Below are 16,281 nucleotides of genomic sequence, written 5' to 3'. Positions count from 1 at the left end.
TCGGCCCGCGCGAGAGGAGCATCCGCCCTGCGCGGGAGTCCGACCTCGTCGTCGCCGGCACCAGCATCGCCGCGTACCCACGCTCACCGACCGGGCAGAACTCCCGCGGGAGCCGTGCCCGTCGATACGTCGACCACCGGAGCCCCCATGTGCGCGCAGGACGACAGGACCGACCCGGCCGGTGGGGCGGAGCTCGGCACCGGGAGCACGGGCCGTGACCGGCTGCAGCGGCGCACGGTGCGCACTCTGGCACTCACCCAGACGGTGGCGGGCGTCGGGGTCGCGACCGGCTTCGGTGTCGCCACGCTGTTGGCGGCGGATCTGGCCGGTTCCCCGGAGCTGGTCGGACTGGAACTGACCGCCTCGACGCTGGGGTCCGCCGCCGCCGCGGCGGTACTGGCGGCCGTCGCCCATCAGCACGGCCGTCGACGCGCACTGATGTCCGGGTACCTGGTGGGCGCGGTGGGAGCGCTGGTGTGCGTGGCCGCCGCGCTGTCTTCGAGCTTCTGGCTGTTCGTCCTGGGCATGGTTCTCTACGGATCGGCCCAGGTAGCCGGATTGCAGGCCCGGTTCGCCGCCGGGGACCTGGCCACGGAGAAGGACCGGGGCCGCGCGGTCTCCTTCGTGCTCTGGGCCTCGACGATCGGCTCGATCACCGGACCGAACCTGTCCGGCGCGGCAGCGGCCGTCGACCGCGCCCTGGACATGCCCGATCTCTCGGGCAACTTCCTGTTCGCCCTGGTCGGATTCCTGACAGCCGTCGGCATGATCGGAATCTGGTTGCGGCCCGATCCCCTCCTGCACTCCCGGCAGGGACTGAGACCGTCCGGCGAGCGGACCGAGCCCCGCCGCCTCGCCCCCCTCAGCACCTACGCCGCCCCCGACGCCAGGCTGAGCCTGGTGGCCCTGTCCACCAGTCACCTCGTGATGGTGTCCCTGATGGCGATGACGATGCTGCACATCAGCCACTCGGGCATGTCGATGGGCTGGGTCGGATTCGCTTTCAGCCTGCACCTGGCCGGCATGTCGGGGTTCTCTCCGGTCTTCGGCCGGCTGGCCGACCGCATCGGACGCCCCACCACCCTGGTGGTCGGGCTGCTGCTCAGCCTGACCTCGTTCCTGACGCTCGGCACCTCCCCGGCGACCGTGTCCTGGGGATCCGCGCTGGGCCTGTTCCTGCTCGGTCTCGGCTGGTCGTGCGTCATGGTCACCGGCTCCGTACTCCTGTCGGAGTCCGTGACCGCCGAACACCGCCTGCTCGCCCAGGGAGGATCCGACACCCTGATGCTGCTGTGCGGAGCTCTGGGCAGCGCGTGCTCCGGCGTCGTCGTCGGCCACTACGGCTTCCCCGCGCTCACCGTCGCCGCGGCGGTCACCGTGCTGCCCGCCCTGCTGCTCGCCCTGTCATCGGTCAGGAGCTCCCGGCGGAGCGGCGACGGAGAGGGAGCGGCAGTGGAGGGACCCGCCGCCTGAGGGCTCGCGGGGCCGGGGCCCGGGGGTTTCTCCGCCACCTCCGCCGCCGCCGGGGATGCACGGCTCCCGGGCGGGCGGTCGTACGCGAAGAGCACGCGCCGGGGGGCGAAGCCGGTGAGCCGCTCCAGCCATGACCGACGGTGCGGCGGAGGGCGGAGGCTCGCCGCCGTCAGCTTTGTTGTCGCAAACCCCGAGGGCGCCGCCAGGGGCCGGGCCGGCGTTGCGCCGGGCGTGAGCGTGGCCGCCCGTGGGATCTCCCCGGAGACCGACGCCGACCCCGATGCCCCGACGCCGACCCCGATGCGCCGGTGCGCCGGTGCGCCGGTGCGCCCATGCGCCGAGCACAGGACCACCGTCCGCAGGCACCGCACCGATCCCGCCACGCCGTACCGAACAGGGGATTTTCGCCGAGGAGCGGCATCCGGTACGGGCTCCCGGCGCGCCGGCCGGAAGGGCCCTTCGGGACGTACTCGCGCTTCCGGCCGGTCCGCACGCGGGGAGAACGGGACGCGCGCGGGTGTCCGGGAGCACGCCCCTTCCGGTCGAGTGGCGCCCAACCGGCTTCGAACCACGCCGACTTCGCAACGGTGAACGCCGTTCCCGACACCCCGGAAGCGCAGTCCGGCATCTCCCGCACCGCTGGAGGGAACCGGCTCCGCACGTCGCGGCCACAGGCATGACGCGGCTCCGGCCGCGCGCGGTCGAGCGGCGGTGCGTCCGCGTCCGAGGACCACGGCGGCGTTCGTCCTGCGGTCGGGAGGGCGTGACCACCCGACCGGGGTTTCGCCACCACGGCCGCAGGGCACACCCTGTGGCCGGTCGCCAACCGGGTCCGAGTGAGCGCCCGTTCAACGTGTGGTCGCGTTAACGCGCCTGTAAGGCAATTGTGATTCAGGTCTTGACAGGTGCGCATCACCACGCCACTTTGGGAGCGCTCCCACACCCAAGAAACCGCACAGTCCACCCCACCCCCTTCTCCCCCGGCACCGGGCGGAGAAAGGGCGTGCCGGGGCGCCGAGGCGCTCCCCGTCACGCTCCACACTGCCCGGCAGAGGAAGGCGTTTGCCATGAGCTCGGTGATGCGCTGCGGACACGGACGTACCAGAGGGCTCCCCGCCCTCCTGGTCGGAGCCCTCACTCTCGCGTTCGCCCTGACGGGTGGGCCGGCCACCGCGGCCCAGCAGGACACACTGCACGAACTCGCCGCGGCGCAGGGCAAGTACTTCGGCTCCGCCACGGACAACCCGGAACTCTCCGATGCCGCCTACGCGGCCACCCTGGGCTCCGAGTTCGGACAGATCACCCCCGGCAACTCGATGAAGTGGGACACCACCGAGCCCGTCCAGGGCCAGTTCGACTTCACCAAGGGCGACGTGATCACCGCCTTCGCGGCGCAGCACGACCAGACCGTACGGGGTCACACCCTCGTCTGGCACAGCCAGTTGCCGAGCTGGGTCGGCAACCTGCCGCCGGCGCAGGTCGAGGCGGCGATGACCCGTCACATCACCGAGGAGGCCACGCACTACCGCGGCGCGGTCACCGCGTGGGACGTGGTGAACGAGCCGTTCAACGAGGACGGGACTTTCCGCACGAGCCCCTTCTACACCGCCATGGGCACCGACTACGTCGCCACCGCCCTGCGCGCCGCCCATGCCGCGGACCCGGACGCCAAGCTGTACCTCAACGACTACAACATCGAGGGACTCGGCGCGAAGAGCGACGCCATGTACGCCCTGGTGAGCGAACTGCTCGACGAGGGCGTACCGCTCGACGGAGTCGGGATGCAGGCACACCTGGCCGTCCAGTACGGCTTCCCGTACCAGATGCAGGCGAACATGCGACGGTTCGCCGACCTCGGCCTCGACGTGGCCGTCACGGAACTCGACGTCCGTATGCAACTGCCGTCCGATACCGCAAAGTCCGACACCCAGGCCGCGTACTACCGGCAAGTGGTCGAGGCCTGCCTGGCGGTCGAGCGCTGCGTCGGCATCACGGTCTGGGACTACACGGACAAGTACTCGTGGGTCCCGAGCACGTTCCCCGGCCAGGGCGCGGCCAATCTGTACGACGAGAACCTGCTGCCGAAGCCCGCCCACGGGGCCGTACGCACGGCCCTGGGCGCCGGGGACGACGGCGGACAGGGCGGCGAACCGGGGGCGTTCAAGGCGCAGTACCGCAACACTGACGCGTCGGTGGGTGACAACCAGATCAAGCCCGGTCTCCAACTGGTGAACACCGGCGGCACGGCGGGCGACCTCTCGGACGTGACGCTCCGGTACTGGTTCACCGCAGGCAACGGAGCTGCCACGTACAGCAGTTGGTGCGACTGGTCGCCGATCGGCTGCTCCCACGTGACCCACCGGGTGGTCGCCATGGACACCCCGGAAGCCGGCGCCGACCACTACCTCGAAGTGGGCTTCACCGGCGGCAGCCTCGCCCCGGGCGCCTCCACGGGCGAGATCCAGCTGCGACTGAACAAGACGGACTGGTCCGCCTTCGACGAGTCGGACGACTACAGCCGGGGCAGCGGCACCTCGTACGCGGACGCCCCGAAGATCGCCGTCTACGCGGGTGACGAGTTGGTCTGGGGCATCGAGCCCTGACCTCCGGCCACTCCGGCCGCACCGCCTCGCACCCCCATGGCGGCCCCCCATTCGATCCCCGAGCCCCTCCCTTCCCCCCCCTTCCCCCCTAACGACACCCGCCAGCGGAGGATTTGTGTCGATTTCACGTAGAACATTCAGTGGCGCCCTGGGTGGCAGCGTCCTCGCCCTCGGTATGGCGCAGGGCATCGCCATCGCCAAGCCCACGTCCCAGGCGGCCGACGCCGGCACCGGCGCCCTCGCGGCCACGACCGCAGCCGACGACCCGTACACCCAGGCGTTCCTGACCCAGTACGGCAAGATCAAGGCGTCCGCCAACGGCTACTTCAGCCCGGACGGCCTGCCGTACCACTCCGTCGAGACCCTGATGGTCGAGGCCCCCGACCACGGTCACCAGACCACGTCGGAGGCCGTCAGCTTCTGGATGTGGCTGGAGGCCGCGTACGGCAGGGTGACCGGGAACTGGGCGCCCTTCAACGCGGCCTGGGCGGTGGCGGAGAAGACCATCATCCCGCAGCACGCGGACCAGTCGACCGCCGACTCCTACAACCCGTCGTCCCCCGCGACCTACGCTCCGGAACACCCGCTGCCGAGCGCCTATCCCTCCGCCCTGAACGGCACGGTCAAGTCCGGCGCGGACCCGCTCGCCACCGAACTCGCCGCGTCCTACGGGACGATGGACGTCTACGGCATGCACTGGCTGATGGACCTGGACAACGTCTACGGCTACGGCAACAAGCCGGGCACCGGCGGCGAGGCAGGGCCGGGTGCCGGAGCCTCCTTCATCAACACCTACCAGCGCGGTGCGCAGGAGTCGGTGTGGGAGACGGTCCCCCAGCCCACCACCGACCTGTTCAAGTACGGCGGCCCCAACGGATATCTCGACCTCTTCGTGGGTGACTCCAGCTACGCCAAGCAGTGGAAGTACACCAACGCGCCGGACGCCGACGCCCGCGCGGTGCAGGCTGCCTACTGGGCGTACCGCTGGGCCACCGCCCAGGGCAAGGGGAGCGACGTCGCGGGCTCGCTCGCGAAGGCCGCCAAGATGGGCGACTACCTCCGCTACGCCATGTTCGACAAGTACTTCAAGCGGGTCGGCGACTGCACCGACCCGGCTTCCTGCCCGGCCGGCTCCGGCCGTGACTCCCAGCACTACCTGCTGTCCTGGTACTACGCCTGGGGCGGCGCCGCGGCGGGCAGCGGCGGCGGATGGGCCTGGCGCATCGGTGACAGCGCCTCGCACCAGGGCTACCAGAACCCGCTGGCGGCCTGGGCGCTGTCCAACGTACCGGCCCTGACCCCCAAGTCGGCAACGGCCAGGGGGGACTGGTCCAAGAGCCTGACCCGACAGCTGGAGTTCCTGACCTGGCTCCAGTCGAGCGAGGGAGCGTTCGCGGGCGGCTGCACCAACAGCTGGGAGGGGAGTTACAGCAAGCCGCCGACCGGTACGCCGACCTTCTACGGCATGGCCTACGACTGGCAGCCGGTCTACCACGACCCGGCGAGCAACAACTGGTTCGGCTTCCAGGCCTGGGGCATGGAGCGCCTCGCGGCGTACTACCACGAGACGGGCAACGCGTCCGCGAAGGCCATTCTGTCCAAGTGGGTCGCCTGGGCCTCGTCCGAGACGACGGTGGGCTCCGACGGCAGCTTCCGCTTCCCCTCCACTCTCAACTGGTCGGGCCAGCCGGACACCTGGAACGCGGCGTCCCCCGGGACCAACGCGGGTCTGCACGTCACGGTGCTGGACTACGCCAACGACGTCGGTGTGGGCGCCGCGTACGTCAAGACCCTCACCTACTACGCCGCCAAGTCGGGTGACCAGAACGCGGCGGCGCTCGCCAAGGCGCTGCTGGACGCGATGGCGCTGAACGCCACCACCAAGGGCATCTCGGTGCCGGAGACCCGGCGCGACTACAACCGGTTCGACGACGAGGTGTACATCCCCGCCGGCTGGTCGGGCAAGATGCCGAACGGCGACCCGGTCAAGCCGGGTTCGACCTTCATCTCCATCCGCAGCTGGTACAAGAACGACCCGGACTGGCCGAAGGTGCAGGCCTACCTGGACGGCGGCGCCGCCCCCACGTTCACCTACCACCGGTTCTGGGCGCAGGCCGCGCTCGCGCTGGCCTTCGCGATCTACGCGGAGCTTCTGGTCCAGGGCGGCACGCCGAGCGGGGACACCCAGGCGCCGACCGTCCCGGCCGGTCTCACCGTGACGGCGACGACCGCCAACAGTGTCTCGCTCTCCTGGTCCGCGGCCACCGACAACACCGCCGTGACCGGCTACGACGTGTACCGCAACGGGGTGCTGGCGGGGAACGCCACCACCACGGCGTTCACGGACTCGGGTCTCGCCGCGGCCACCGCGTACAGCTACGCGGTCGCGGCCCGGGACGCGGCCGGCAACACCTCGGCGCTGTCGGCGGCGCTCGCCGCCACCACGATGTCGGGCGGCTCGACCGGCACCGGCGCGGTGAAGGTCCAGTACAAGAACACGGACTCCTCCGCCACCGACAACCAGATCAGGCTTGCTCTCCAGGTGGTCAACACGGGCAGCGCCCCGATCGACCTGTCGACGGTGAAGCTGCGGTACTGGTTCTCCTCCGACGGCGGGTCGAGCACCTTCGGCACGTACTGCGACTACGCCGCGCTCGGCTCGTCCAACATCACGCACTCGGTGGTCGCGGTCTCCAGTCCGAAGACGGGCGCCGACCGCTACCTGGAGGTCGGCTTCACCGGCGGCGCGGGCACCCTGGCCGCCGGCGCCTCGACGGGCGAGCTCCAGCTGCGGCTCAACAAGAGCGACTGGTCCAACTTCAGCGAGAGCGACGACTACAGCCGCGGCACCAACACGGCGTACGCCGACTCCGCGAAGGTCGGGGCCTACGTCGCCGGCGTCCTCGCCTGGGGCACCGCGCCGTGACCCGCCGCACCGCGAACCGCCGCACCGTGACCGGCCGCTGACCACGCCGGCCACCCCACCCACTCCCGATGGCGGGTCACCCACGCCCCGCGGAACCCGCCATCGGGCAGCACCACCCGTCCCCCACGACACCACCGTCCCCCACGACGCACGGCAGGACCCGCCACTGGACGGTGGCGGCCTGACGGGAGCGAGGGAGCCCTGACCCGGCCACCCGCTCCCGGTCGCACCCCCCGAAACCGCCCGCGGCAAAGATCCGCCGGGCGCACGAAAGGAACACGGAGCCGCAATGAGTACCAGAGGCACCATCATGCGCGGGCTGCGCCGGAGACTGGCCGCAGTCTCCGCCCTGGCCATGGGCGCGGCACTGGCCGTCGCCCTCCCCGCCCCCGCCTCGGCAGCAGCCGCCGCGGCGCGGGTCGACAACCCCTACGTGGGTGCGACGGCGTACGTGAACCCGGACTGGTCCGCCAAGGCGGCGGCCGAGCCGGGCGGCGCCGCCATCGCCAACACGCCCGCCTTCGTCTGGATGGACCGCATCGCGGCCATCACGGGCTCCTCCGAGGCGAGGGGCCTGCGGGCGCACCTCGACACGGCGCTGGCCCAGGGCGCGAACCTGTTCCAGGTCGTCATCTACGACCTGCCGGGACGCGACTGCGCCGCGCTGGCGTCCAACGGTGAGCTCGGCCCCACCGAGCTCGGCCGGTACGAGAGCGAGTACATCGACCCGATCGCCGCCATCCTGGCGGACCCGGCGTACGCGAACCTGCGCATCGTCACGATCATCGAGCCCGACTCGCTGCCCAACATCGTCACCAACGCGGGCGGCACGGCCGGTTCGACCGACGCCTGCGCGACGATGAAGGCGAACGGCAACTACGAGAAGGGCGTCGGCTACGCGCTGCACACCCTGGGCGCCATCCCGAACGTCTACAACTACATCGACGCCGCGCACCACGGCTGGCTCGGCTGGGACAGCAACATGAGCCCCGCCGCGGCGGAGTTCAAGAAGGCCGCCACGTCCGAGGGCGCCACGGTCAACGACGTCACGGGCTTCATCGTGAACACGGCCAACTACTCGGCTCTCAAGGAGCCGAACATCAAGGTCACCGACTCGGTGAACGGCACCACGGTGCGCCAGTCCAAGTGGGTCGACTGGAACTACTACGTCGACGAGCTGTCGTTCGCCCAGGCGCTGCGCACCCTGCTGGTGAGCCAGGGCTTCAACTCCAACATCGGAATGCTGATCGACACGGCCCGCAACGGCTGGGGCGGCTCCGCGCGGCCCACCGCCGCCGGTCCGACGACCAGCGTCGACGCCTACGTGGACGGCGGCCGGGTCGACCGCCGCATCCACGCGGGCAACTGGTGCAACCAGAGCGGCGCCGGCATCGGCGAGCGTCCCACCGCCGCCCCGGAGACCGGGATCGACGCGTACGTCTGGGCCAAGCCCCCGGGCGAGTCGGACGGCAACAGCGCCCCCGTCGCGAACGACGAGGGCAAGGGCTTCGACCGGATGTGCGACCCCACGTACACCGGTAACGGCCGCAACGGCAACAGCATGACCGGTGCCCTGGCGAACTCCCCGCTCGCGGGCCACTGGTTCTCCGCGCAGTTCCAGGAGCTCGTCCGCAACGCCTACCCGCCGATCACCGGCGGCGGCACCGGCACCGACACCACCGCTCCCACCGCCCCGGCCGGCCTGACGTCCACGGCGAAGACCAGCAGCAGCGTCTCGCTCTCCTGGACCGCGTCCACCGACAACACCGCCGTGACCGGCTACGACATCTTCCGCGCCGGGGTGAAGGTGGGCTCCTCCACCACCACCTCGTACACCGACACCGGCCTGACCGCCTCGACCGCCTACAGCTACACCGTCAAGGCCAAGGACGCCGCCGGCAACCTCTCGTCGGCCTCCAGCGCCCTCTCCGTCACCACCTCGGCGGCCAGTGGCGGCACCGACACCACGGCGCCGACCGCCCCGACCGGCCTGACGTCCACGGCGAAGACCAGCAGCAGCGTCTCGCTCTCCTGGACCGCGTCCACCGACAACACCGCCGTGACCGGCTACGACATCTTCCGCGCCGGGGTGAAGGTGGGCTCCTCCACCACCACCTCGTACACCGACACCGGCCTGACCGCCTCGACCGCCTACAGCTACACGGTCAAGGCCAAGGACGCCGCCGGCAACGTCTCGTCGGCCTCCAGCGCCCTTTCCGTCACCACGTCCGCGAGCGGCGGCACCGGAACGGGCACGGTCAAGGTCCAGTACAAGAGCACCGACTCCTCCGCCACCGACAACCAGATCCGGATGTCCCTCCAGCTGGTCAACACCGGTAGCACCGCGGTGAACCTGTCCACGGTGAAGCTGCGCTACTGGTTCACCCCCGAGGCCGGTGCCTCCACCTTCGGTACCGCGTGCGACTACGCGGTCGTCGGCTGCGGAGCCGTGACCCTCGGTGTGACGGGCGGCGGTTCGGCGACCGGCGCCAGCCACTACCTGGAGGTCGGCTTCGGCAGCGGCACCCTGGCAGCGGGCGCCTCCACCGGTGAGATCCAGCTCCGGATCAACAAGAGCGACTGGTCCAACTTCAGCGAGGCGGACGACTACAGCCGTTCGACCAACACGTCCTTCGCGGACGCGTCGAAGATCGGCGCGTACGTGGGCGGCGCCCTCGCCTGGGGCACCGCTCCCTGATCCCGCGGCCCACTCCCCCACCGCTCTTCTGACGCGGTGACGGGACCCGGGCCCGGGACCGATCCCCTGCGCACCGCCCCCTGCCGGACGACCGGCAGGGGGCGGTGTCGTGTTCCGCGCGGAAGCGGTACCGGGCGGCTCCGGCGGTACCCCGAACGGCGCCGGGCACCCGCGCGAGGTGTCGTGCGGGGTCCACGAAGTGCCCCTGAAAGCGTGGCCGCCCCGGGGGCAGCGATTAGGGCGTTGCCCCGGGAAGCCGCTCGCAGTTGCCGGTGAACCCACTGAGGAGGGTCTCGCCAAAAGGAGTACCGTCCTGCCACACGATCGCGCCGTTCCCGGATCGACTTTCGAGGACCCGGAACGTCCCCGGTCCAAGTGCCTGGGTGCCATCGTCGAATTCACCTCCGCTCGCGCGGAGAAGACATGCTGAGCAGGAGGAAGAACCACCCGGCGATCGGTTCACCTCCGCTCGCGCGGAGAAGACGCCAGAACGTGACGGCGCGCAGACGGCTGTAGCGGTTCACCTCCGCTCGCGCGGAGAAGACTCTGGACGATGGCCTTGACCATGGTCAACGCGCGGTTCACCTCCGCTCGCGCGGAGAAGACACGTGGGTTTCGTACTTGGCGTACGTCGTCCTCGGTTCACCTCCGCTCGCGCGGAGAAGACGCGCCGTTCTCGTCTTCGTAGGCGAGCAGCCACGGTTCACCTCCGCTCGCGCGGAGAAGACACGGCCTTCGTCAGGATTTCCTGGTGGGTCATCGGTTCACCTCCGCTCGCGCGGAGAAGACGCAAGCTCGGACGAGACCTGAGCAGCTTCACGCGGTTCACCTCCGCTCGCGCGGAGAAGACTCGGCAAGCGGGACCATGTGGTCGATGTCGAGCGGTTCACCTCCGCTCGCGCGGAGAAGACTTCGAGCCGGAGTTCCCGCGCCAGGCTGTAGATGGTTCACCTCCGCTCGCGCGGAGAAGACGACACTCCGGAGTTCCTGCCGTCCGTGGTCGCGGGTTCACCTCCGCTCGCGCGGAGAAGACCCTTCGCGACCTGCCCTTATCCGACTGCTTTGCAGTTTCTTTGCCGAGCTTCGCCTTGCATGCTTCCCGTCCCTTCGCCGTCGCGGAGCGAGTGTAAGGCTCACCCCTCACGTCGGTGCCTGATTTCCCTATCTGAGGCTGTTGTCAGTCGGTGGTGCTATCTCTGTGGTCATGTTGAAGCACGACGGGGCGGGGGCCTCGGGGGAATGTGTTCTGGATGTTCGGCTGTGGGGCAAGGAGCACGGGCTGCCCCGGCCGTATCCGGTGATGTGCCATCTCCTCGATACCGGTGCGGTGTTCCAGGAGTTGTGGAACACCGTGCTGGCCGAGGAGACCCAGGCTGCCATCGCCACCGCGCTCGGTCTGGACGCCACGGAGGCACGTACGGTCGTGTCGTTCTGGGCCGGGCTGCACGACCTCGGCAAGATCACTCCGCCGTTCCAGGCGCAGGTTCCCGCCTGCTACGGGCCAGTTCGCGACGATCCCGCGTACGCCAGCACGCCGGGTGCTGAGGCCGAGAAGCGCTTTCGCCACGAGATCGCGTCCCACTGGGCTCTGAACGAGCTCTTCCAGGAGGCGTCCTACCCCAGCGAGGGGCGTCTGCTCCGCACGTCGGTGAGTCACCAGATCGCCCAACTGCTGGGTGGCCATCACGGTCTCCTCGGCGGTGTGCTGAAGGCGAAGGAGGCGGCACAGGCCGGTGCGTACAACGCCGGTCTGGGGGGCCAGGGTTGGTCTGACCAGCGACGGGCGCACTTCAACGAGTTGCGGCGGGCCATGGGCGCTTTCGCGGTTCCTCGGGGCGGGTTACCGGCCGGGCCGGCTGTGGTGGTGTCCGGGTTGGTCGTGGTGGCGGACTGGCTCGCGAGTCAGACTTCCGCCATCGAGGCACGCATGCCCGCCCCCGGCTGGTCGGGTACGCCGGCGGAGGTGGATGCCCACTGGCAGGGTGCGGTGGAGGTGGCTCCCAGGCTGGTGCGGGCGGCGCGGCTGGGCCGGGCCCGGTTCTCCGCCGGGGAGTTCGGTGAGATGTTCCCGTTCGCGCCCAACAGCTTGCAGCGGGATCTCGTGGAGCGTCTTCCCGGGCTGGTCGGGGAGCACGGTTCCGGGCTGGTGCTGGTGACGGCTCCGACGGGTGACGGGAAGACGGAGGCCGCACTGTTCGCGGCTTCGTTACTGGGGCGGGCGGCGGGGGCCCGGGGGGTGTATTTCGCTTTGCCGACGATGGGTACGGCGGACGCGATGCTGCCCCGCGTGGAGGCCTTCGCTTCCCGCGCGTTGTCCGGGGAGCGCGCCCTGATGTTGCTCCACTCCATGGCCTGGCTGAGTTCCCCCGGCAGCACGGACGGAGCGGCCACGCTCGACACCGCGCTGTACGACGGGGCGCTGAGCGCGGAGAAGAACACCGTGGTGGAGGCGGACGCGTGGTTGCGAGGCCCGAAGCGGGGCCTGCTCGCTCCCCTGGGCGTGGGAACGATCGACCAGGCGTTGAGTGCGGTGCTGCCGTTGCGGTACAACGCGTTGCGGCTGTTCGGCCTGTCGGACAAGGTGTTCGTGGTCGATGAGGCGCACGCCTACGGCCCGTGGATGCATCAGCTCCTGGTGCGGCTGCTGGAGTGGCTGGGGGCGATGGGCGCCCCGGTCGTCCTGCTGTCGGCCACCCTGACGGGCCGTTCGGCCGGATCGCTGGTGGACGCGTACCGGCGCGGTGGCGGGTTCCGCGAGCCGTCGCAGGTGGTGCCGAGATATCCGGGCTGGCTGTTCGCGAGCGGCACTTCGGGAGAGGTGTCCCCGGCGCGGAGCACCGCGAGCAACCGGGCCCGGACACTGAAGGTGTCGCACCGGCCAGTGGTGTGGGACACCGCGGAGCCGACTGGTTCACCGGTACGGGAGGGCGGTCGGCGGGCGGCGCTGCGGGAGGTCCTGGCGCCGGTCGCCACGGAGGGCGGTACGGCGCTGGTGTGCTGCACGACGGTGGCCGAGGCGCAGCGGACGTACCGGGACGTGTGCGCGGCGTTTCCCGGGCTCGCGTCGCAGCCCGGCGGGGTCGGGTTGCTGCATTCGCGTTACCCGGCGGATGTGCGGGCGGCGATCACGGCGGAGTGTGAGGCGGCGTACGGGAAGCCGGGCGAGGGGCCGGTCTCGGTGCGGCCGGGGTCGGTGCTGGTGGCGACGCAGGTGGTGGAGCAGTCGCTGGACTTCGATTTCGACCTGGTGGTGAGTGATCTGGCGCCGCTGGCACAGTTGTTGCAGCGTGCCGGGCGCGCCCGGCGGCACCGGCGCGGGCCTCTTGGCCGGCCGGGGTGGGCTGTCGCGGAGGACGAGCCGGAGTTGGTGGTGCTCGATCCGCAGGTCGTGTCCGAGATGGCTCCGCCCCGCTCGTGGGGATCGGTCTACGACACCGGGCTGCTCGTGCGTACGTCACGGATCCTGGAGAAGTGCGCGTCGGCCGGTGTCGCGGTGCCCGGTGACGTGCAGCGGCTGGTGGACGAGGTGTACGAGGAAGACTTCGTCGACGAGCTCCAGGAGGCGGTTCGTGCGGAGTTGGCGCGCCTGGACGAGGAGCGATTGGCGGACGAGGCGGCCGAGCGGCATCTGGCGACGTGGACGAGCATCTGCGCCCCGGCGGACGTGAAGGGTGATCTCAGCAAGCTGTCGGTGCGGGAGGCGGGGGTGACGGAGGAGCTGCTGACCACACGCCTCGGTGCGGACACCGGCCGGGTGCTCTGCCTCTACGAGCAGGCGGACGGGATGGCGACTCTCGACCCCGAGGGCAGGACTCCGGTTCCCGCGGGTGGTCCGTTCGGCCTCACGGCGAAGGAGTTGGCGGGGGTCGCGCGACGGGTGGCGCCGGTGCCGGGACGGTGGCTGCGGGGCGGCGAGCCCGAGGTGACGGTTCCGGTGAAATGGGGCACGCATCCTTCGCTCCGCGACCTGGTCGTGCTGCGCATGAGCCCTGCCGTGGACGGGACGTGGGCCTGCCGCCACGGACGTTTCGGCATCTCGATATCCGAGGTCGGCCTCGAAGCTGAGTGATCTTCACATTTTGATCACTCCAGCCTCACATTTCCGCTACTTTTCAAGTGCGGTTCTCCCGTGCCGCGTTGACGACATCCCCTTGCCGTCGTGCAAGCGGAGGCCCTCACCGGCCCTCTCCTCCAGCGCCGCCTGAATGACGACAGGACATCTCCATGCCGACCGGCACGTTCGACCTGATCGACCAACCCTGCGTCCCCGTACGCTGGAAACCCGGCAGCACGGCCAGTGCCACGGCCAGCCTCCGGGATCTGGTGGGGTTACGCGAACTCCTGCTGCACAGCCACGACATCGAGTCCCTGGCCGTCGCCGACGCGCCCGCGCACGCGGCGCTGCTGCGGATCCTCTACGCCCTCACCGCACGAGTGGCCGACCTGACCGAACAGGGCTCCGACGGCGACTGGGACGAACGCCGCTTGGACGTCCTCGATACCGGCCGGCTCTCACCCGACGGAATCACGGCGTACTTCGAGGAGTTCCGTGACCGGTTCTTCCTGTTCGGGCCGGGCGGGCGTCCGTGGATGCAGGATCCCCGGCTGGCGGAGCAGTGCGACGCCTCGAACACCGCCGGGGTCAACAAGCTCATCGTCACCCGTCCCTCGGGCAACAACCACTCCTGGTTCCGGCACGACACCGACACCGCCCCCGAGCCGCCCACCGCGTCGGAGGCCTTTCTGAGCCTGCTGGTGTGGCACTACTACGGGCCGTCCGGGCGCTGTTCGTCCCGTGAGGTGAACGGGGTGAAGACCGCGAGCGCCACCGCCGGTCCGCTGCGGACCGCCCTGTCCTACCACCCCGAGGGCACCTCGCTCTTCGAGACGCTGCTCGCCGGGCTCGTACCGCCGGAGGACACCGTGAACGGCGCGGAGGACCTGTGCCCGTGGGAGCGGGACGACCTGCCGGACCCGGACCACCCGGTGAGGGAGTCGCGGGGGCCGCGTTCGCGGCACACCGGCCGCTCGCAGCACGCCCTGCTCCTGCTGCCGGACGAGGACGGCACCCACGTGCGGGACGCGTTCATCACCTGGGCGTACCGGGGTGAGCGGATGCCGCGCGAGGACGACTACCTGATCTGGCAGACCAGCCAGCAGGGCAACCGCTACCCGCGCCCGGCCGATGCGGGGCGGGCGCTGTGGCGGGACCTGGACGCGCTGCTGCTCCAGCATCCGCCGGCCGGCAGTGCGTACCCGCAGCAGCCCCGGGTGTTCCGTTCGGCGGTCGAAGTCTCGGAGGACCTGCGGGTGCGGGCGCTCGGCTTCGACCAGGAGGGGCAGGCCAAGGACACGCAGTTCGTCGACGCGAGCACCCCGGCCGTCCTCGGATACGCCGAGGACAACGACCCCCGCACCGTCCCGGCCGTCGGCCGCCTGCGCCAGTTCGGCGAACTGTACGGACGCCGTCTCGACCGGGCCGTCAAACGTGCCTGGGCCGCGTACGTCAGGGACGCGAAGGCGGACGGCGCTGCGTGGGGGGCGGAGGCGGGTGCACGGTACTGGCCACGCGCCGAGGCGGAGTTCTGGGCGCGCTTCCGTCTCCTGGACCGTACCGGTGAGGTGGCCGACGGCGGCTTTGACCCGGCGGCCACCCGGCGGGCGTTCCTGCGCCTGGCCGAGGAGGCGTACGACACGGTGACCCGGCCCGTCACCCGTACGCTGCGCGGCGCGAAGGCCGTGTCGGAGGCCCGTATCGACCTCTACGGCGGCACCCCGAAGAACCGGGCGCCGTCCGTGCCCGGCCCCCGAACGAAAGCCAAGGAGCCCTCCGCGTGACGACCACTCCCCCACCAGCCGCACTCGGCCCGTCGGCAGAGGCCAAGGACATCCCGCAGCGGAAGAGCACCTGGCGGGCGCGTGACTCGCACGCCTTCACCGACTGGGTCGCCGAGGTCAGCCGCGAGGACCCAGGTGCCCGCAGCGCGCTGCGCAGCGGGCTGCGCAAGGACCTGGACTCGGTGCGACGGATGCACCGCCTGGTCGCACCGTGGCTGCCGGAAGGACGTTCCGAGGACGTGGAGCGGGCGTACTACGCGGTCGCCGCGATGATCGCCTCCCAAGCCCGTGGCGCCCTGGCCGCACCGGACGCGGAGAAGAGCACGGACGACGATCCGGTACACGATGGCCGGAAGCCGCCCGGAAAACCAGGGCGGCGTCGGGTCAGTCTCGGCACGGCGTTCGCGACCGCGGTCGCCGAGGGGCCGGGCCGGGAGAAGGAGATGCGGGCGGGGACGGCGGAGAGCCGACTCAACCTCCTCACCCGCCAGAGCGTCAACGGCCTGCACCGGCACCTGCCCGCCTCCGTCGGATACCTGCGCTCGCTGGACGTCGACGTCGACTGGACGCAACTCCTCGACGACCTCTCCAACTGGCGCAGGAACTCGGGACGCATCTCGCGCACCTGGCTCCAGGACTTCTACCGGCTGCGGGCCAAGGACATCGCGCGGCAGGCCGACGAAGCGGACGAGAAGGAACTCGCAGCAGACTCGCCCGCCGCCCCTGCCTCCGTCTGATCTCTG

7 protein-coding genes and 1 CRISPR repeat array are annotated in these 16,281 nt (G+C 70.7%); all 7 genes read left to right on the top strand.

Annotated features, from left to right (window positions below):
* The first annotated feature begins 114 nt into the window (after positions 1 to 114).
* The 7 genes from OHT52_RS27220 (at position 115) to OHT52_RS27190 (ending at position 16,275) form a co-directional block, all read left to right on the top strand.
* On the top strand, positions 115 to 1,473 hold the full coding sequence (locus OHT52_RS27220; protein WP_328722815.1) for an MFS transporter: 1,359 nt from the start codon (positions 115 to 117) through the stop codon (positions 1,471 to 1,473).
* 1,067 nt (positions 1,474 to 2,540) lie between these two features.
* Positions 2,541 to 4,076 (top strand): endo-1,4-beta-xylanase, encoded by a 1,536-nt coding sequence (locus OHT52_RS27215; RefSeq protein WP_328722814.1) that lies wholly within the window; start codon positions 2,541 to 2,543, stop codon positions 4,074 to 4,076.
* 175 nt (positions 4,077 to 4,251) lie between these two features.
* Entirely contained in the window at positions 4,252 to 7,002 is a 2,751-nt protein-coding gene (locus OHT52_RS27210; RefSeq protein ID WP_328723915.1) for a glycoside hydrolase family 48 protein, read from the top strand.
* Positions 7,003 to 7,357: 355 nt separating this feature from the next.
* Complete coding sequence (locus tag OHT52_RS27205; RefSeq protein ID WP_443046815.1) at positions 7,358 to 9,700, top strand: glycoside hydrolase family 6 protein; 2,343 nt, start codon at positions 7,358 to 7,360, stop codon at positions 9,698 to 9,700.
* Between the two features lie 394 nt (positions 9,701 to 10,094).
* Positions 10,095 to 10,733: a CRISPR direct-repeat array (repeat unit 29 nt; unit sequence CGGTTCACCTCCGCTCGCGCGGAGAAGAC).
* Positions 10,734 to 10,904: 171 nt separating this feature from the next.
* Positions 10,905 to 13,769: a CRISPR-associated helicase Cas3' gene (gene cas3, locus OHT52_RS27200; RefSeq protein ID WP_328722812.1), complete on the top strand. Its 2,865-nt coding sequence runs from the start codon at positions 10,905 to 10,907 to the stop codon at positions 13,767 to 13,769.
* Positions 13,770 to 13,924: 155 nt separating this feature from the next.
* On the top strand, positions 13,925 to 15,538 hold the full coding sequence (gene casA, locus OHT52_RS27195; RefSeq protein ID WP_328722811.1) for a type I-E CRISPR-associated protein Cse1/CasA: 1,614 nt from the start codon (positions 13,925 to 13,927) through the stop codon (positions 15,536 to 15,538).
* Positions 15,535 to 16,275, top strand: coding sequence for a type I-E CRISPR-associated protein Cse2/CasB (locus tag OHT52_RS27190; protein WP_328722810.1), 741 nt, complete (start codon positions 15,535 to 15,537; stop codon positions 16,273 to 16,275). The genes casA and OHT52_RS27190 overlap by 4 nt, the downstream gene beginning before the upstream one ends.
* Positions 16,276 to 16,281: the final 6 nt, after the last annotated feature.

This window comes from Streptomyces sp. NBC_00247, assembly GCF_036188265.1.
Classification (GTDB): Bacteria; Actinomycetota; Actinomycetes; order Streptomycetales; family Streptomycetaceae; genus Streptomyces.
The sequence above is the reverse complement of the archived record's forward strand: the minus strand, read 5'-3'. Positions and strand labels throughout refer to the sequence as shown.

What these genes read in the sequence shown, in the direction of transcription:
- cas3 (WP_328722812.1), top strand. Translation starts at nt 10,905, where the DNA reads ATGTTGAAGCACGACGGGGCGGGGGCCTCGGGGGAATGTGTTCTGGAT.
- OHT52_RS27215 (WP_328722814.1), top strand. Translation starts at nt 2,541, where the DNA reads ATGAGCTCGGTGATGCGCTGCGGACACGGACGTACCAGAGGGCTCCCC.
- OHT52_RS27210 (WP_328723915.1), top strand. Translation starts at nt 4,252, where the DNA reads ATGGCGCAGGGCATCGCCATCGCCAAGCCCACGTCCCAGGCGGCCGAC.
- casA (WP_328722811.1), top strand. Translation starts at nt 13,925, where the DNA reads ATGCCGACCGGCACGTTCGACCTGATCGACCAACCCTGCGTCCCCGTA.
- OHT52_RS27205 (WP_443046815.1), top strand. Translation starts at nt 7,358, where the DNA reads ATGGGCGCGGCACTGGCCGTCGCCCTCCCCGCCCCCGCCTCGGCAGCA.